The sequence below is a fragment of the Chromohalobacter canadensis genome, from assembly GCF_034479555.1.
Lineage (GTDB): Bacteria > Pseudomonadota > Gammaproteobacteria > Pseudomonadales > Halomonadaceae > Chromohalobacter > Chromohalobacter canadensis.
Window position 1 is genome coordinate 258,484 of the sequence record NZ_CP140151.1, and the last position, 17,868, is coordinate 276,351.

A 17,868-nucleotide genomic window follows, 5' to 3' on the forward strand; every position below is an offset into this window, starting at 1 on the left:
CCAGCTCGGACAGATCAAAGGTCGGCCAGCGGATGCGTCTCGACATCCCACAGCGGCATGAAAAAGCCATCGATGTAGTTCGCTGGCACGTTGCCGACATCCGTATACGCCCATTGCGGCGCCCGGTCCTTGTCAATCAACAGCGCACGAATGCCCTCGGCGAGCTCCGTATGCCGACAACATTGCACCGAGAGCATCAACTCATCGCGAAACGTCTCCGCCAAGCTGCCATGCCGGTGCCGACACAGCATGCGCCACACCAAGTGCGCCGTGGCAGGACACCCCGCCGCCAGACGCGCACGATTGGCGGCCAGCCAAGCATCCTCACGGGGATCATCGAGAATACGACGTACGACCTGCGTAATATCCGCCGCATCGCTCAAGACCTGAAGGTGATCCAGGCGCGGCATGACCTCAGCCTCCGGTGCCAACGCGCGGTTCTCGAAACCACGCAAGACCTCCCTGACCGCCTGCTGTGGATGGCGATAATCGGCATCCTCCAGCGCCTTCAGCACGTCTTGCCGCGCCTCACTGGCGATGACGCGATCCGCCAGTCCCAGCTCAAGGGCATCGCGCGCATTGAGATGGGCGCCGGTTACACCTAGATAAAGCCCCACGCCGCGAGGCATACGCTGGAAAAACCAGCTGGCGCCAACATCGGGGTATAGGCCGATGCTGATTTCCGGCATGGCCAGGCGACTGGTGTCGGTCACGATACGGTGATCAGCGGCAACCAACAGGCCCAGACCGCCTCCCATGGCGACGCCGTCGCCCCAGACGACAAGGGGCTTAGGGTAATGATGCAGGAAATGATCGAGACGATACTCGGCCCCGAAGTAAGCCTGAGCGGCCTCTCCCTCGTCCCCGGGAGACGTCGTCATGGCGCGATACAGGGCCACCACATCGCCGCCCGCACAAAAGGCCTTGTCGCCAGCGCCTTGCAGCCACACCGCATGCACCGACATGTCATCCGCCCAGGCCTCGAGCTTGGCATGCAGCGAGGTGATCATCGCCAGTGACAAGGCATTGAGACTGCCGGGTGCATTCAGCGTGGCGACGCCGAGGCGTCCACCGTCACGTGTGGGCCGCTCTTCGAAGATTACCTCGGATTCTGTCATCACCACCCCTCACCTTCTCCTGCGAAAAGACGATACGAGCTAGCTGTCATGCGTACGGCTTCATTGTGGCAAAGCGCATGCTCACATACCGCGCGGTGCGAAGATCCCCGGTGCATTGCGCCAATAACCCTTGTAGTCCATACCGAAGCCGAACACATAGCGGTCGACGACCTCAAGGCTGCAATAATCCGCCTGAAGACCCGGCACAGCCTTGCGGTCGTGACGCTTGTCGACCAGTACCGCTGTCGAAATACTCGCCGCGCCCGCCTGACGACAATAGTCCAGAATCGCCGCCAGCGTCGTACCTTCATCGAGAATGTCGTCGACGATCACCACATGGCGACCGGCCATGGGAATCTCGGGCGAAACACGCCAGAACAGTTCGCCCCCGCGCACGCCGCCGCGATAGCGTGTCGCATGTAAATAATCCACTTCCAGCGGGAAGCCAAGCCGTGTCAGCAGATGTCCTGTGGTGATCAGCCCACCGTTCATTACGCAGTAGAAAACCGGCAGTGTGTCGCCAAGATCGTGGGTGATCTCGTCGGCCATACGGTCGAGCGCGCGCTCGACTTCCTGCTGCGAGATGAGGCACTCGGCATGCGCCATGACATCGCGCATGGTCGCCAGCGATTCCTGGCACACGGAAGTAGATTGGTTAGGCATCGGATTCCTGATCGTGATCCTGGGAAGCATCGTTTACTTCGCCTCGTCCGGCATTGCGCGAACGCTGGCGAGACGACGTATAGGGAGCCTCGCGGTCGGACGCCGCCCGCGAGTGTGTATCGCTCTGATCGTCATCGGCGTTTTCGTCGTTGTCAGCATCGCCCTGAGCGTTATCGCCGCTCGTCTCGCCGGTGATCTCCACCGGACCGGCAATATGCAATTCGGAGGCCGGCAACGCCAGGCGCGCGTCATGCTCGCGCACGATATCGTAGACACGCAGCAGGATGTCCTGCTTCATCGACTGGAATTCAGCCCAGTCAGTGGTCTTGGCAAAAGCATATACGATCAGCTCCAGCGCATGTTCGCCATAGCTCTGGAAGTACACCAGGGTTTGCTCATTGGTCTCGACGTCATCATGCGCATCGAGCATCGCGCGGGTCGCCTTGACGATGTCCGACACACGCTCGATATCGGTATAACGCACCCGGATGGTTTCGAAAAGGCGCCGGTTCCACATCCGCGAGGGGTTCTCGAGCACCAGGCTACTGAAGGCGGAGTTGGGAATATAGATCGGGCGCGACGCAAAGGTGCGAATGCGCGTCAAGCGCCAGCCGATATCTTCCACGACCCCTTCGATATCGCGATCTGGAGATTTGATCCAGTCGCCAACGCGAAACGGCTTGTCCAGGTGAATCATTAATCCACCCAAGAAATTGGCCAGCATATCTTTGGCAGCGAAGCCGATTATCAGCCCGCCGGCCCCACCGAAGGCGGCCACTCCCGAGGGTGAGACACCCAAGCTCGAAAGAATCAACAACCCGATGATGACGACCACCACCGCCCCCAGTATCTTGGACACAGCCGATGCCGTATCGGCATCCATAGACTTGGCGCGATGTCCGCCCGGTGGAAACACCAAGCGTTTTTCGAGAAGCTTCACGGCCCTGAGCCCTGCCCAGGCCAGCAAGAGCAACGTAATGACGGCACGTGCCTGGGCCAGATGTCCCTCCGCCCACTCGATGTCCCAATGATAACGAACGACGGTCAGGCAGAGAGTGACGCCCATCAGCCAGATCCAGAGGCGCAACGGTCGCCGCAGTGCCTTGATCAGGATATCCGCCCAGCGGTTGCTGGTTTTCTCCAGCAACGGCCCCACACGCCAGATGACAACCCAGCTCACCAGGTCGACGATCAGCGTCAGGGCGATGACCAAGCCCATCGCCGCCACCCACAGCGGCATGCCCAGGGTGGTTTGAATCCAATCCATCACGGGAGAGAAAAAATCGAACACGAGGCTCTTTCCTTCTAGCTAGTACAGGTAGCTATGTCGATAACCAGTGGCGAGGTCAGTGCGTGGGCGTTTCCGAGAGCGCCTCGAGGCGCGCATGAGCACGACGCCAACGCGCCAGCGCCGGCAGCGTTTCAAGTTCAGGGCGGGCCCGGCCATAACGCAACTTACCCAAACGCTTGGAAGAGTGCCCCGCCGCCGCGTCGAGAATCTCGAGCGCCGCCGGGCGATCGTTGCATACCAGTACCATGTCACATCCCGCCGCCCAGGCGGCCTCGGCACGCGCCGAGGGCGATCCGGCCACATGCGCACCGGCCATGCTCAGATCATCGGAGAACACCACGCCCTTGAACGCCAATTCTTCGCGCAACATGCCAAGCCAGGAAGGGGAAAAGCCCGCCGGGCGCGAATCGAACGCGGTATACACCACATGCGCCGGCATCACGGCGTCCAGCTTTCCGGAGAGCTTCTTGAAGGGCACCAGATCATGCTCGCGCAACGCTGAGAGTGAGCGCGTGTCCTCAGGCAAGGCATGATGCGAGTCGAGGCTGACGCCGCCATGCCCAGGGAAGTGCTTGCCCACGGCGATCATGCCAGCCTCGTGCAACCCGTCAATGAAGGCCTCACCCAGCACCGTGACGACCTCGGGATCGGCAGAAAAGCTGCGATCGCCGATGGCCGGCGAGCGCTGGTCATCGACGTCGAGCACCGGGGCGAAGGTGATATCGAAACCGCAGGCCGCCATCTCCATGCCCAGCAGCCAGCCGGCTTCGTGGACCAGGGTGCGAGTCGCTTCGGGGGTCTCGGCATACCCAGCTGCCAGCGTCGCCATGGGCGGCAGCCGCGTCACACCGTCCTGCAGGCGCTGGACACGTCCGCCTTCCTGGTCGATCGCCAGCAGCACATCAGGGCGCACGTCACGAATCGCGCGGGTCAAGGCTCGCACTTGCTCGGCATCATGCGTATTGCGCTGGAAGAGGATCACCCCACCGATCTCGGGACGTGCCAGAAGACGGCGTTCATCGTCGCTGATTTGGGTACCTTCGATGTCCAGCATGACCGGGCCGAGAGGTTGGGTCATCGTCGCACTCCTGGCAAATGGAGGAAGGATTCTAGGCGGTGAGCAGCACTACGTCGAGCGCAGCCCTTGTGTAAAAACCCTCTCAGTCATGCAGCCAGACCGGCGTACCGGCCGGTGCGGCCTCCAATACGGCCAGCAACGCTTCGTCGCGCAGCCGAATACAACCGTGCGAGGCCGGCGTTCCCATCGGCTGCTCGGCAGGCGTGCCATGCAGGTATATATAGCGGCGCTGGCTATCGACATCGCCCCCGCGGTTGAAGCCCCGTTCCAGGCCACACAACCACAGGATACGCGTCAATATCCAATCCCGCTCGGGATGAGCACGGGCCAGCTCAGGCGAAAACACCTCGCCGGTGGGGCGCCGCCCGCGAAAGACACTGCCGGGTGGCAGTCCATCACCGATAACTGCGCGCACGTAATGCCACCCCACAGGCGTCTGCCCACTGCCTTCGTGCTGCCCGATACCGTGAGCGCCCGAGGAAATCGCGAACGTCTCGCGGCACATCTCGCCCTCGCGGATCGTCAGCGACTGCGTACCGAGATCGATTTCCAGCCAGACGCCCTGTTCGGGGGGTAGATGGGAGAGTTGCGGCTTTCGCATCATCCCGCCACCTTGAGAGCATCATCGGGCAGTGGGGCCTGCATGCCGGCCACAACTACCGGGCGCAGACGCCGAATCAAATCGCGAACGCTGACATGTTCGTGATAATCCTTGTCGGCGATATCGCGCAACGCATCAAGGCCCGACAACGTGAAGATCACCGTGCCCAGCATGAAGTGTAACCGCCAAAAGCGTTCCGCCTCGGGCAGTTCCGGCGTCGCGCGGCGTACCAAGTCGCTGAAGCGTGAGAACACATTGCCATAGTGCTCCTGAATGTAACGGCGCAAGTGGCCCTGAGCCTGAGTATAGGCCAGCCCCAACAAGCGCATGAACACCTTGAGGCTATTGCGCTCGGCAGGAACTTCCAACACGGTGCGTGCCAATGTCTCCAACAACACCTCGAGGGGAATGACCTCACCCCGATATTGCACCTCGAGTTCATCCAGGGCTTGGTGAAAGCGCTCGGAAAAGGGATCCAGATAGCGCGCGAAGACCGCCTGAATTAGCGCCTTCTTGGACCCGAAATGGTAATTGACCGCCGCCAGATTGACCTTGGCCTTGCTGGTGATGGTACGCAGCGAGGTCTCGGCAAACCCCCGTTCGGCGAACAGGACCTCGGCGGTATCGAGAATGCGCGTCACTGTATCTGTCTGAGCCATGGGGCGCCCCGCGTGGAATAAACGAATGTTTAAAACATGTCGATTCTAAGCCTTGATGTCGATAACGACAAATCTCCACGTTTGAAACGCCATCTCCCTGGGCGAATGATTGCGCGAATGGTTGCACCGCGCCAAAGACTGGATACAATCACATACTGTATACTTGAACACGTCAGTGCCTGCCGGAGGCCCCATGTCTCGCTCGTTAACTTCGCGCCAACAACACGTCTTTGATTTTATCGTCAAGACAATGAATGAGCTTGGCTACCCGCCGACGCGCGCCGAAATTGCCCGGGCCTTGGGCTTTCGCTCGCCGAACGCCGCCGAGGAACATCTTCGCGCGCTCGACCGCAAGGGGGTCATTCGCATGATCCCCGGCACCTCACGTGGCATTCGCCTCACCGGTGAAGACGATACCACCTTGACCAACGGCGACGGTCTGCCAGTCGTCGGTGAGGTCGCCGCCGGTAGCCCGATCCTCGCCGCAGCGCATATCGACCGGCACTGCCCTCTCGCGCCGGACTATTTCACCCCCCGCGCCGATTACCTGCTGCGTGTCCGCGGACTCTCGATGAAAAATGCCGGCATTCTCGATGGCGACCTGCTCGCCGTGCATCGCACCCAGCAGATTCGCGACGGCCAAATCGTCGTTGCCCGCCTGGAAGACGAAGTCACCGTCAAGCGCTTCAAGCGTCAAGGCCATCATGTCTGGTTGCTCGCCGAAAACGAGGATTTTTCGCCCATCGAGGTCGATCTACGTCATCAGGAACTCGAGATCGAAGGCCTCGGCGTTGGCGTGATTCGTGGCGGTGGCGGTAACGGCCTGCATTAAGCCGATACGCCGTTCATCATGCGCAAGATCCTTCACGCCGATTGCGACTGTTTTTATGCCGCCGTGGAAATGCGCGACGACCCAGCGTTACGCGACATTCCCCTGGCGATCGGCGGCAGCCCTGAGACGCGCGGCGTTGTCGCCACCTGCAATTATCCCGCACGTGCCTTCGGCATCCATTCGGCGATGCCCATGGCGCGTGCCATGCGCCTGTGCCCGCACCTGACGCGACTCTCCCCGGACTTCGAAAAATACCGTGCTGTCTCGGCATACATCCAGGCACTGTTCAATGAGCTGACGCCACTGGTGGAGCCCTTGTCCCTCGACGAAGCATATCTGGATGTCAGCGAGGTCACACGCTTTCAGGGGAGTGCGACCTGGATGGCCAGATGGCTCAAGCAGGAGGCGCTAGCGCGGACGGGTATCGTTATCTCGGTGGGTGCGGCTCCCAGCAAGTTCCTCGCCAAGCTGGCCAGCGACTGGGATAAGCCCGATGGGCTATGCGTGATCGCGCCGGATGAGGTCGAGCCTTTTCTCCTCGCCTTGCCCGTCAAGCAGCTGCACGGCGTGGGCCCAGCGACGGCAGCCAAGCTCGAGGCACTAGAGATCGTCACCTGCCGCGACCTGCGCGAATGGCCGCTCGAATCTCTGGTCGAGCGCTTCGGCAAATTTGGGCGTCGGCTATTCGAGCTGGCGCGTGGCATCGACGAGCGCCCGGTACAGATCGAGCGAGAGCGCAAGTCCGTCAGCGTCGAGACGACTTATCATCGCGATCTGCCCGACTTGGCCAGCTGCCAAGACGCACTCGCACCGCTCGTTGAGCGCTTGATGGCACGTCTAACGCGGCACGGCACGCCGGCCATTCAAAAATTGTTCGTCAAGGTTCGCTTCGATGATTTCAGCAGCACGACCCTGGAAGCGGCGGGTAGCGAGGCGCTTGCTGCACGCTTTCAAGCCTTGTTGGACGGCGCCTGGGCACGCGGCGAGCGCCCCGTGCGCCTGCTTGGGGTCGGCGTGCGCCTGACGCCAGAGGCGCAGCGACGGCAGATGACACTCTTCGACTGAGCCTCGCGCTCAAGCAAAGACGACCGTCTTGTTGCCATGGATCAGGACCCGGTCCTGCAGATGCCAACGTAGCCCCCGTGCCAGCACGGCTTTTTCGACGTCACGCCCCAGACGTACCAGGTCCTCGGCAGTATGGCAGTGCGTCACGCGCTGTATGTCCTGCTCGATGATGGGCCCCGCATCGAGTTCTTCGGTGACATAGTGACACGTCGCGCCAATCAGCTTGACGCCCCGCGCGTAGGCCTGATGATACGGTTTGGCGCCAGCGAAAGAGGGCAAGAAACTGTGGTGGATATTAATGATCCGCCCGGCGTATCGCTGGCACAGGTTGGGCGGCAGAATCTGCATGTAGCGCGCCAGCACTACTGTATCCGCCCGGGCCTCTTCGACCAGTGCCTCGACCCGCGAAAATGCTGCCGCCTTATCGTCCGCATCGACCGGCACATGATGAAACGGAATGCCATGCCATTCGACCAGATCCCGCAGCGCTTCATGATTGGAAATTACGCAGGGGATCTCGCAATCGAGCTCACCCGCGGTCCAGCGGTACAGCAGATCGACCAAGCAATGCGAAGCACGCGAGGCCATCAAGACGACACGCTTGGGCTTGGTGGTATCGCTCAGCGCCCAATCCATCGAGAACTCACTGGCAATGGCGGAAAAATCATCGCGCATCGCATCGATACTCAGCGGCAAAGACTCAGCCTTGATTTCGTAGCGCATGAAAAAGCGCCCGGTGGCCAGGTCCGAGTGCTGGTTGGCCTCGGTGATCCAACCTCCATGACCGGCGATGTAACTGGATACGCGAGAAACGATGCCCACGCGGTCGGGGCACGAGACGATAAGACGATACGAATGAGACATGCGCGCTACCATCAATCCTGAAATGAGGCGGTGATCGGTGCTCTCTCGAGAGAGCCACCTCTCACCAAAGGGCGCCCATTGTAGCGAATTCGATCATGACAAGAAGCCTCGATTGTGGCCGCGCCGGGGCATCCCGTATAGTAATGGGCATCTTCACGTTAAGGGATAACGATGTCCCAACCACGCATCCAGATACGCGCCCGCCGCAAGCCGCCCCTTCAGATACTGCCCCTCGGCGGCTGCGGTGAAATCGGCATGAACTTCACCCTTTACGGGCACCGTGATCACTGGATCGTGGTCGACTGCGGCATGATGATTCGCCAGGACCTCCCGCAGGCGCCCTTGCAAGTCCCCAATGTCGACCTCTTGGCTTCTAAGGGCATCGTTCCTCAGGCAATCCTCGTCACGCACGGACATGAAGATCACATCGGCGCGATTGCCTGGCTGTGGCCCCGTTGGCAGTGCCCCATCCATGCAACACCACTGGCCGCCGGCTTGTTGCGTCTGCGCTTCGCCGAGCAGCAACTGCCCACCGATGCGATTCACGTCATAACGCCCGACGAGGCCATGCAAAGCGGTCCTTTCGATGTACGCTTTTTGCCGCTGCCGCACTCGATACCCGAAAGCTGTGCCCTGCTATTGGCGACACCTGACCACCGTATCCTGCACACCGGCGACTGGAAGCTCGATCCCGAACCCTTGATCGGTGACCCCGTATGCCCGCAGCGTTTCCAGGCGCTGGCACCTATCGATCTTGTCGTCGGCGACTCCACCAATGCCCCCGTCCCCGGGCACTCACGCAGCGAAGGGGACGTCGCGCGTGCGCTTGAAACAACGATCGGCGCCTGCCACGGCCGTGTGATCGTCAGCTGCTTTGCCAGCAACCTGGCACGCATCCTGGCACTGGGCCGTGCCGCCAAGGCATGCGGGCGACGCGTCAGCCTCATGGGACGTTCGATGGAGCGTATGGTAAATATTGCCCGGGGGCTTGGCTATCTCGAGGACTTCCCCTCCCTGGTCCCCGTTCGCGACCTTGGCTATTTGCCGCCCGAAGAGGTGCTGGTCATCGCCACCGGCAGTCAGGGTGAGCCACGTTCCGCCCTGTCTCGCCTAGCCCAGGGACAGCACGCCGATTTCGAACTCCAGCCCGGCGACAGCGTTATTTTCTCGGCCAAAGCGATCCCGGGTAACGAATTGCTGATCGAGCGGTTACAGGCCGGACTCAAGCGTGCCAGGGTCACCCTTTACGATGAACGCAATCATCCCGAACTACATGCCTCAGGGCATCCCGCACAGGAAGAATTGCAGCGCCTTTATGGCTGGCTCGCCCCCCAGCGTTTGCTGCCCGTGCATGGCGAATTCCAGCACCAACAAGCGCATCGTGTCCTGGCAGAATCGCTTGGCATCGAGGTGCCCTGGATTCCGCGAAACGGCGATATGCTTCGCCTCGATAATGAGGGTCTAAGCTGCCTTGAGCGCCACTCGCTGGCACCGCATATCGTCACCCAGAACCGCATTCATCCCCTTGAAGGGTTGCGTGCTCCCGCCATGTCGAGCATGCATCGCCGCAGCGGCATCTTGAGTTTGACGCTTCCGGTCGTGCGACAAGCGTCGGGGTGGGCACGCGTGGGACGCTTGTTGTGGGATACGAGCCATGACCTGGCACTGGACGACACCGCCTTCGCCGATTGGCTCGATGATCAGTTGGCCGTTCACGAGGCGGACACCATCGCCAAGTTACGTCAACAATTACACGCCCCTTTGATGCACTGGCTCGGTGAGCACCTGCGTCATCTTCCCGACGTCCATCTGCATATCATGGCCGCGGAAGAGACCTCGCCTCTCGACTCATGACCCAAGATAAAAAACGGACCCTGCGGTCCGTTTTTTATCTTTCTACGCGCAACACTTACTGCTTGCGTTCCTTATCTTTCTTCGGTGGACGCCCCCGACGCTTGCGCGGCTGTTCGGACATCAAGTCGTCCAGAGAAAGGCCGGCATCACTCATCGCTTCACGGATTTCCGCCAACTTGCGCTCTTTAGCAGCTTCTTCGGCTTGACGCTTATGATCTTCCTGCTGCTTCTGTTCGATCACTTCACCGATGACTTCCGACAGCTTGTGGAGCTGCTCCATGCTGAGCTGTCGCGCGGCAGCGCGAGCCACGTTTTTATTTCGCGCAATGCGCTCCAGAGTATCAGTGGACATTCGCCTCCTCCATTTAAAATAACCAACCTGCAGCATAACGCTTGGGCGTTTCTGAAAAGTATATGACTCGAACTTGGTTTAGCAAGAAAATAATGTCCTCAAGCCAAGTCGAACCTTATAGCTTTATGGCCAGGAGACGCATCACGCTACCGCGAATAAAGGGCACGCACAAAACATTATCCGCCCGTCATATTCATGAAGCGCACGATGTCGACATCACCGTCCGTGCGGAAATGATGGCGCTCGGGTTTCAATGGCATGGCCTCGACGATGCGCTGCTTGAGGCGCTCCATATCACCAGGATAACGCCGTAACACCTCGCGTAGATCGACCGAATGCTCGTTGCCGAGACACAGTAACAAACGCCCTTCCACCGTGACCCTTACCCGGTTACAGGTGTCGCAGAAATTATGGCTGTGCGGTGAAATGAAACCGATACGCGAATCGCTATCCGGCATACGGAAATAACGCGACGGCCCCAAGGTATTCTCGGTGGTCGGCAACAGCGGATAACGCGATGCGATGGCCTCATGCACGTCATCGCTGGAATAAAAGGTTTCTTCACGCGAATGATCGGAGACATCGCCCAGCGGCATTTCCTCGATAAAGCTGATATCCACGCCTTCTTGACGAGCGAAGTCGACCAAATCGAGAACTTCATCGTCGTTACGCCCCTTGAGCACGACGGCATTGAGCTTGATACGCTCGAACCCAGCATCACGCGCGGCACGAATACCGGCGATGACATTCTCGAGATTGCCGGTGCGCGTCAAGCTGCGAAAACGCTCGGGGTCGAGGGAATCAATGCTGATATTGAGGCGCTGCATACCGCCTTCCCGCAATGCCTTGGCATGCTTGACCAATCCCGCGCCATTAGTGGTCATGGCGAAGTCCTTGAGACCCGGAAGCGCGCCGACACGCGACACCAGGTCGTCGATGCCACGTCGCACTAGCGGCTCACCGCCCGTCAAGCGAATCTTTTCCACGCCTAGCTCGACGAACGCACGCGCTATTTGCTCGATCTCTTCAAGCGTCAGTATCTGTGCACGCGGCAGAAACGTCATGTCCTCGCTCATGCAATAGACGCAGCGAAAATCACAGCGATCCGTCACCGAGATACGCACATAGCGAATCTGGCGCTGAAAGTTGTCGATCAGCTCGGTCATGCTTCCTCCCAACGGTCCGCGTCCCGCGCGTCACTGTCACGCGCCGAGACCCAATACGTCCCGCTTGCAGTGTGTTCTTTCTTCCAGAATGGCGCACGTGTCTTGAGGTAGTCCATAAGAAAATCGCACGCATCGAATGCCGCGCGGCGATGGGCGCTCGCGACCATGACCATGACGATGGGGTCACTTGGCGACAAGCGGCCGACACGATGCACGATACGTACCCCATCGAGCGGCCAACGCGACGTCGCCTGCTCGGCAATATCATGAAGCGCCGCCTCGGTCATGCCGGGGTAATGCTCCAGCGACAGGGCCTGCACATCCGGGCGCTCATTGAAATCGCGCACCAGACCGGTGAAGGTCACCACGGCACCGATATCGTGACGCCCCGCCAGTAATTGGCGCTGCTCCTCACCCACATCGAAGACCGGCGACTGCACACGCACATCGATCATGACGGCCTCCTCACCCACCGGTTACCGGCGGAAAAAACGCCACTTCATCCCCATCGGAGAGCGACGTTTCCTCATGTGCCATGGCATGGTTAACGGCACATAGAATGCGCGCGGCGGACAATGCCGCGAAGCGGGGATCCTGTTTCTCAAGCGCGGCCTTGAGACTCGCGACATCGAGGCTTTTCAGCGATGCAACCGGCACCTCTACCTCTTCAACATCCAGTCGCTCGCGCAATTCGGCGAGAAACTTGACGCGTATTGCGGCGATTCCGACGGGTGGAGATTCGAAGGCTTCGCGCGTCGCAGATTCATCCTCTGAGTCGCGATGCCAATCACCGGATTTGCCGCCCGTCTTGTGCTCCAAGCGCACGCCTTCGACCGTCATGTCCTTGTCGACCGCCTTGCACATATCGTAGAGAGTCAGGCACGCAACCGAGACTGCGGTCAATGCCTCCATTTCCACACCGGTGCGGCCCGCCAGACGGCAGCGTGACTCCACATGCACGCAGGAAGCCGCTTCATCGAGGCGAAAATCGACACTCACCTTGGACAGCAGCAACGCATGACACAAGGGGATCAGTTCATGCGTGCGCTTGGCGGCCTGAATGCCGGCGATACGCGCTGTGGCCAGCACATCGCCTTTGGGCAAGCCACCCTCGGCCAGCAAGGCAAGCGTTTCTGGGCGCATAACGATGCGTCCGCTTGCCACGGCCTCGCGCTGCGTTTCGGCTTTGTCGCCGACATCCACCATGTGGGCTTCACCACGCGCATTGAGATGGGTCAAACTCATGTCAGGTCACCGAACGGTTGTATCGTCACCGGCGCACCCGCCTCGACGGCGGCACATCCGTCACCGATTTCAATAAGGCAATTGGCCACCACCATCGAGCTAAGAATGCCCGACCCCTGACGGCCCGTGGTACGCACCCAGAGCTGGCCAGCGTCATCCCCGGTATAGATACCGCGATGGAAGTCGACACGTTCCTCGCGGCTTTTCAATGGCTCGGCAGCCAGCGCCGTGAGACGTGACGGTTGCCAGTCGTGCTCTCCTTGCATGCGTCGTAACATTGGTTGAACGAACTGCAAGAACGTCACCATGACCGCCACGGGATTGCCGGGCAGTCCAAAGAAAGGCACCATCACGCCACCCGTTTGGTGGATAAGACCGAATGCCAAGGGTCTTCCGGGACGCATGGCGATCCGCCATAACCCCAGCTCGCCGAGAGCCGTCAGCGCGGGCTTGACCCAATCGGCCTGACCGACCGAGACGCCCCCGCTGGTCACGACCACATCCGCCTCGCGGGCCGCCGTCGCGAGGGAGGCACGTATGCTGTCCAGATCATCCTGCAGAATGCCAAGATCGATGACCTCGCAGCCCAGACGGCTCAGCAGGCCCTGTAACGAAAAACGGTTGGTATCGTAAATGCCGGCGGGCGGTAGCGCCTCGCCCGGTGCCGTGACTTCATCGCCGGTGGAAAACACGGCCACGCGTAGCGGGCGAAACACCTCGACCTCAGCATACCCCAGCGAGGCCAGCAGCCCCATGTGTTGAGGCCGCAACCGTTTCCCTGCACCCAGCACGCGCTGGCCGCGTGCGATGTCTTCGCCGGCCTGGCGAACGTTCTGCCCACGCTGCACCCGCTCGGGATGTTCGACACGGATGCGATCGGGGATGCCAATGTCGACGAGCTGCTCGCTCATGACGACGGTATCTGCGCCGGCCGGCAGCGGCGCTCCGGTGGTGATCCTCACCGCTTCACCTGGTGCCAGCGATGTCGGTAACCGCATGCCCGCCAGGACATCACCGACCACGTCCACGCGCAAGTCGTTTCCCGGCACGTCATCCGGCCACGCCAGCGCGATGCCATCCATGGCGGCGTTGGTATTCTGCGGCACGTCGATCGGCGACACGACATCCACCGCCAGCACCCCGCCACAGGCCGACGCCAGGCTGACCCGATGCGTGGCGACCGGCGGCGGCGTCATCGCCGACAGGGCCTCGAGCGTCTCATCGACACTGAGCATGCGCTCGCCCAACTCAAAGCAGGATAAGGTCATGACGTCTCCCGGGGACCGCGACGCATCTCGGGCCAACGTTGTGGCCAGGCCTGCAGCCAGTCAACCAAGGCGTCATGATTGTCTAGCGACAAGCGTTCGACACCGGCCGGCAGCGCGATATTGTCGGGAGTCGCCACTGCCCGCACCCAGGGGTCATCGGCTGCCATCAGCGGCTTTTCCAAGGCCTGGCGATGCAGCTCCAGCTTGGGCAGGGGCCAGGCTTTGAAGCCTTCTACCAAAATCAAATCCGGCGCCAAGGGCAGGACATGGGGGATCAGCGCCGCGAGATCGGCTTCCTCGCGTTCAGGCGTTTCCATCATCAAGGCAAAACGCTTGCCCGAAGCCACCAGCATCGGCGTCGCGCCTGCCTGACGCAGACGGTAGCTATCCTTGCCAGGGCGGTCGATGTCGAAGGCGTGATGGGCATGCTTGATCACGGCCACTTGCATCCCCGCATCGGCTAGCCTGGGCAAAAGTGCCTCGAGCAGTGTCGTCTTGCCGGTCCCGCTCCAGGCGGCGATACCCAGCAGTGGCGTGTCTAGCGCATCAAGCGATAACGTCATCGCGTCTTGTCGTCCTCATGCCAAGTCGTCGAAGGATAACCACCCATGGGTAACAGGAGGCAACAAACATGCCGAGCGAACGCCATTGATGTGATGGCGAATCGCCCTGGCTCTCCAAAAATCTCAAAGGAAGGCAGCTACCAGGTCAAAACGACCCATCAGAGCGCCAGTGTCGCTCCATAACGTCACGGTCCTCGGGAGAATTGAGGTTGGCGAACGCCTCGGGCTGATCGGAAAAGTCGACATGACACCAAGGGTGGCGCGCATACCAGCGATCTATCTTGCGCTCGCCATCACGCAGGGCAGCCCCGAGATCGTTGCGCAGCGTGGTATCGATCAAGGCCACCACGGGATGCGCCCGCTGACCATCGTGCGCGACCGCGATACGCTGCTCGCCGAGCCCTTGCCGCAAGCGCAGCACCAGATCCGCCGGCAGTGCCGGAGAATCACAAGGCACGAACAGCGCCCATGGCGTGTCCACGGCACATAACGCACTCCACATGCCCATGAGCGGCCCGTGATAGCCGGTCTCGCGGTCGCTGATGAGCGGGTATCCCAGCGCACGATAACGCTCAAGGCTGCGATTGGCATTGATCACGATGCGACCGACCTGAGGCGCCAGACGGTTCACCACGTGCGCGATCAATGGCTCGCCCGCAAACGACTCCCAGCCTTTATCGCGGCCACCCATGCGACGCCCTTCTCCTCCCGCCAATACCACGGCGGTTACTTCATCCTCGTGCATGCCTATCGCTCCCGCGCTGGGTATCACTTCCACCATCATACGCGGCTTCGATGCACACGCCGAGCCACTTACCCAATGCGTGCGACAATGACCGAATCACACCGCCACTACTCCCTGCTTGAAGGCACTTACCTGTAGGCATCGTTGTGCAAGGCACCAGTACTCGTCACAGCGCTCGGTCAACACGCTAGGTTGATGAGCACTGAGTACGATGGCACAGCCCGCTTCATGCAGCGACGAGATCAAGGTACTGACATCAGCAATCGCCTGACGGTCCAGGCTGGCGGTGGGCTCATCGAGCAGCAACACGCGTGGCGACAACAGCCAGGCCCGTGCCAACGCCAAGCGCATGCGCTCACCGCCAGACAGCGACCGGGCCCTCTGTTCTGCATGTGCGTCCAAGCCACAGCGTTCCAGCATCGCCGCCACGCGATCGCGTGCCATGTCCCCGCGCCAACCATGCCAACGAGCAACATAGCGCAGATTACCGGCGACACTGGTATCGAAGAGATAGGGCTGTTGGTGAAGGTAGAGCACGCGCCCGGGGCATGGCGGCGAGGCGGCAGGCATCGCACCCGCCAATGTCCAGCGTATGGTGCCTTGACGGGGCGCCTCCAACCCCGCCAGAAGACGCAGCAATGTCGTCTTGCCACTGCCATTATCGCCACGCAAGTGCACCAGCGAGCGCCCCTGCCAATGCAAATGGGGGATTTCCCATAGCGCCGGCTGGCGGTCGAAACCATGGGCAAGCTGGCTCACCTCGAGCATGAACATCCCTCTCGATGGACGATACGCAATCAGACGCTCACGGTTTGATGGCCGCGTCCGCGCATTACGCCCAGTAGTACATTGAGCACCAACGCCAGCAGCAACAGTACGAGCCCTAGGGCCAGTCCCTGAGCGAACTCACCCTTGAGCGTTTCCAGGGCGATCGCCGTGGTGATGGTGCGCGTGAAATGCTCGATATTGCCCCCGATCATCACCGCGCTACCGACCTCGGCAATGATGCGTCCGAACGCGGCCAGCACGGCAGCAATGACCCCGAAGCGGGCTTCGCGGAGCAACACCCACAGAGATTGCCACCATCCGGCGCCTAATTGCCGTGCCGTTTCCCAGGCACGCTGATCGATGCTTTGCAGCGTGCTGTGCAACATCGCGGTCAATACCGGCATCGCCAGTAGGATCTGACCGAGGATCATGGCGCGTTGAGTGAACAGCAGACGCAACTCCCCCAGCGGGCCGCTACGCGACAGCAGCATGAACAGCACCAACCCCACCACCACGGTCGGCACGGCCATGAACGTATTGACCAGCGATATCGCGAACCAGCGCCCCGGAAAGGCAACACGCGCCAGCAGCAAAGCAATCAACAACGAAGGCGGCAAAGCCACGAGTATCGCCGTCAGCGAGACCCGAAACGAGACGCCGATGATTTCCCACAAGGCTGGATCGAGGGAAAGCAGCAGGTACAACGCCTCCCTCGTCGTATTCATGAGCTCGTGCATCGACGCCTCCACACGTCAGTCACTTTCATGGACAGCGCTCGTAGGATCGACTTTCTCACCGGCGCTGGCATGGAACAAGGCCTTGTCATTGAGCCGGAAAGCGTCGATCAGGTCTTGCCCTTCATCGGAAATCAGCCACTCGGCCAAGGCCCGCGCGCCCTGCGTATTGAGGCCGTCATAGCGCTCGGGGTTGACCAGGATGACCTGATACGGGTTGAACAACCCAGTATCGCCTTCGACCATGATCTTGAGATCGAGCTTATCCTTCATTGCCAGCCAAGTGCCGCGGTCCGTCAGCGTATAGCCTTGCAGTTCGCTAGCCATTTTCAGCACCTCCCCCATGCCTTGCCCTGCAGCGCGAAAGCCCTCGAAATCAGGCGTTACGCCCGCCTCTTCCCAGAGATGCTTTTCTTTCTTGTCGGTGCCGGAGTCATCGCCACGCGAAATGAACGTCGCGCCCTGACCAGCCAGTGTCGCAAACGCACTAGTGGCATCATCACCGCCATCGATCCCGGCGGGATCGCCAGACGGCCCCACAATCACGAAATCGTTGTACATCACACCATGTGGTTCGACGCCGTAATCGGCATCGACGAAGGCCTTCTCCGCAGCGGGCGCGTGCGTCAACACCAAGTCGACATCGCCGTCACGCCCAAGGCGTAGCGCCTTGCCGGTACCTACGGGGATGACCTGGATCTGATAGGGGTGGTCTTCTTCGAACTTGGGCAACAGGTAATCGAGCAACCCGGAATTATAGGTGCTGGTAGTAGTGGCCAAACGAACGGTATCGGCCGCCTGCGCCCCGGATACCAACAGAAACGATAGCGCCAGGGTGGCGAACAGCGAGAGACGGCGTGTCAACATGGGAACCCCTCATTATTGTCGAGTTTTGAACGTGCCCGACTCTCCTTGCAATTGGCATGCCTGACGTGACCACGCGGCCAAAAACGGTGACAATTGCCGGATTGCATCGCGCCTTTTACCATGAAAATAATCTAG

The 17,868-nt window shown here is 60.6% G+C and carries 20 protein-coding genes; 3 read left to right on the top strand and 17 right to left on the bottom strand.

The genetic code is table 11. From position 1 onward, the window contains the following. Positions 1-14: 14 nt before the first annotated feature. From SR908_RS01255 to SR908_RS01280, 6 genes are all read right to left on the bottom strand, one after another. The gene (locus SR908_RS01255; protein WP_246922647.1) at positions 15-1,118 is read right to left on the bottom strand and encodes an enoyl-CoA hydratase/isomerase family protein; all 1,104 of its coding nucleotides are present in this window, start codon (positions 1,116-1,118) and stop codon (positions 15-17) included. Between the two features lie 81 nt (positions 1,119-1,199). After that, positions 1,200-1,781: a hypoxanthine-guanine phosphoribosyltransferase gene (locus tag SR908_RS01260; protein ID WP_097022875.1), complete on the bottom strand. Its 582-nt coding sequence runs from the start codon at positions 1,779-1,781 to the stop codon at positions 1,200-1,202. Beyond that, positions 1,774-3,072: a mechanosensitive ion channel family protein gene (locus tag SR908_RS01265; protein WP_097022876.1), complete on the bottom strand. Its 1,299-nt coding sequence runs from the start codon at positions 3,070-3,072 to the stop codon at positions 1,774-1,776. Before SR908_RS01265 ends, SR908_RS01260 begins: the two co-directional genes overlap by 8 nt. A gap of 55 nt (positions 3,073-3,127) precedes the next feature. Beyond that, positions 3,128-4,150: a beta-N-acetylhexosaminidase gene (gene nagZ, locus SR908_RS01270; protein WP_097022877.1), complete on the bottom strand. Its 1,023-nt coding sequence runs from the start codon at positions 4,148-4,150 to the stop codon at positions 3,128-3,130. An 82-nt stretch (positions 4,151-4,232) separates the two neighbouring features. Then, positions 4,233-4,751 (bottom strand): L,D-transpeptidase, encoded by a 519-nt coding sequence (locus tag SR908_RS01275; RefSeq protein ID WP_246923122.1) that lies wholly within the window; start codon positions 4,749-4,751, stop codon positions 4,233-4,235. After that, complete coding sequence (locus SR908_RS01280; protein ID WP_097022879.1) at positions 4,751-5,410, bottom strand: TetR/AcrR family transcriptional regulator; 660 nt, start codon at positions 5,408-5,410, stop codon at positions 4,751-4,753. The genes SR908_RS01275 and SR908_RS01280 overlap by 1 nt, the downstream gene beginning before the upstream one ends. 193 nt (positions 5,411-5,603) lie before the next feature. On the opposite strand from SR908_RS01280, the gene lexA reads away from it, so the two are divergent. After that, the gene (lexA, locus tag SR908_RS01285) at positions 5,604-6,242 is read left to right on the top strand and encodes a transcriptional repressor LexA (protein WP_246922650.1); all 639 of its coding nucleotides are present in this window, start codon (positions 5,604-5,606) and stop codon (positions 6,240-6,242) included. Between the two features lie 18 nt (positions 6,243-6,260). Further along, a complete protein-coding gene (gene dinB, locus SR908_RS01290; RefSeq protein WP_246922666.1) occupies positions 6,261-7,307 on the top strand; it encodes a DNA polymerase IV in 1,047 nt (348 codons plus the stop codon). Between the two features lie 9 nt (positions 7,308-7,316). Here dinB and purU read toward each other — a convergent pair whose 3' ends face one another. After that, positions 7,317-8,171: a formyltetrahydrofolate deformylase gene (purU, locus tag SR908_RS01295; RefSeq protein WP_246922669.1), complete on the bottom strand. Its 855-nt coding sequence runs from the start codon at positions 8,169-8,171 to the stop codon at positions 7,317-7,319. 171 nt (positions 8,172-8,342) lie between these two features. Here purU and SR908_RS01300 point away from each other — a divergent pair, with 171 nt between their 5' ends. Next, positions 8,343-10,025 carry a ribonuclease J gene (locus SR908_RS01300; RefSeq protein WP_246922686.1) on the top strand — a complete coding sequence of 561 codons (1,683 nt, stop codon included), beginning with the start codon at positions 8,343-8,345 and terminating at the stop codon, positions 10,023-10,025. A 55-nt stretch (positions 10,026-10,080) separates the two neighbouring features. Here SR908_RS01300 and SR908_RS01305 read toward each other — a convergent pair whose 3' ends face one another. From SR908_RS01305 to SR908_RS01350, 10 genes are all read right to left on the bottom strand, one after another. After that, positions 10,081-10,377 (bottom strand): H-NS family histone-like protein, encoded by a 297-nt coding sequence (locus SR908_RS01305; protein ID WP_097022882.1) that lies wholly within the window; start codon positions 10,375-10,377, stop codon positions 10,081-10,083. 176 nt (positions 10,378-10,553) lie between these two features. Beyond that, a complete protein-coding gene (moaA, locus tag SR908_RS01310) occupies positions 10,554-11,543 on the bottom strand; it encodes a GTP 3',8-cyclase MoaA (RefSeq protein ID WP_246922689.1) in 990 nt (329 codons plus the stop codon). Then, positions 11,540-11,998 (bottom strand): molybdopterin synthase catalytic subunit MoaE, encoded by a 459-nt coding sequence (gene moaE, locus SR908_RS01315; protein ID WP_097022884.1) that lies wholly within the window; start codon positions 11,996-11,998, stop codon positions 11,540-11,542. Before moaE ends, moaA begins: the two co-directional genes overlap by 4 nt. A 10-nt stretch (positions 11,999-12,008) precedes the next feature. Then, positions 12,009-12,788, bottom strand: coding sequence for a cyclic pyranopterin monophosphate synthase MoaC (gene moaC / locus SR908_RS01320; protein WP_246922692.1), 780 nt, complete (start codon positions 12,786-12,788; stop codon positions 12,009-12,011). Continuing rightward, positions 12,785-14,056, bottom strand: a complete 1,272-nt coding sequence (moeA, locus tag SR908_RS01325) for a molybdopterin molybdotransferase MoeA (protein ID WP_246922695.1) — start codon at positions 14,054-14,056, stop codon at positions 12,785-12,787. Before moeA ends, moaC begins: the two co-directional genes overlap by 4 nt. Further along, on the bottom strand, positions 14,053-14,619 hold the full coding sequence (gene mobB, locus SR908_RS01330; RefSeq protein WP_246922698.1) for a molybdopterin-guanine dinucleotide biosynthesis protein B: 567 nt from the start codon (positions 14,617-14,619) through the stop codon (positions 14,053-14,055). The genes moeA and mobB overlap by 4 nt, the downstream gene beginning before the upstream one ends. 145 nt (positions 14,620-14,764) lie before the next feature. After that, positions 14,765-15,364: a molybdenum cofactor guanylyltransferase MobA gene (gene mobA, locus SR908_RS01335; RefSeq protein ID WP_246922702.1), complete on the bottom strand. Its 600-nt coding sequence runs from the start codon at positions 15,362-15,364 to the stop codon at positions 14,765-14,767. 96 nt (positions 15,365-15,460) lie between these two features. After that, positions 15,461-16,132 carry an ABC transporter ATP-binding protein gene (locus tag SR908_RS01340; protein WP_246922705.1) on the bottom strand — a complete coding sequence of 224 codons (672 nt, stop codon included), beginning with the start codon at positions 16,130-16,132 and terminating at the stop codon, positions 15,461-15,463. Between the two features lie 29 nt (positions 16,133-16,161). Beyond that, the gene (locus SR908_RS01345) at positions 16,162-16,869 is read right to left on the bottom strand and encodes an ABC transporter permease (protein WP_246922709.1); all 708 of its coding nucleotides are present in this window, start codon (positions 16,867-16,869) and stop codon (positions 16,162-16,164) included. Positions 16,870-16,884: 15 nt separating this feature from the next. After that, positions 16,885-17,733: a substrate-binding domain-containing protein gene (locus tag SR908_RS01350; RefSeq protein ID WP_246922712.1), complete on the bottom strand. Its 849-nt coding sequence runs from the start codon at positions 17,731-17,733 to the stop codon at positions 16,885-16,887. Between the last annotated feature and the right edge of the window lie 135 nt (positions 17,734-17,868).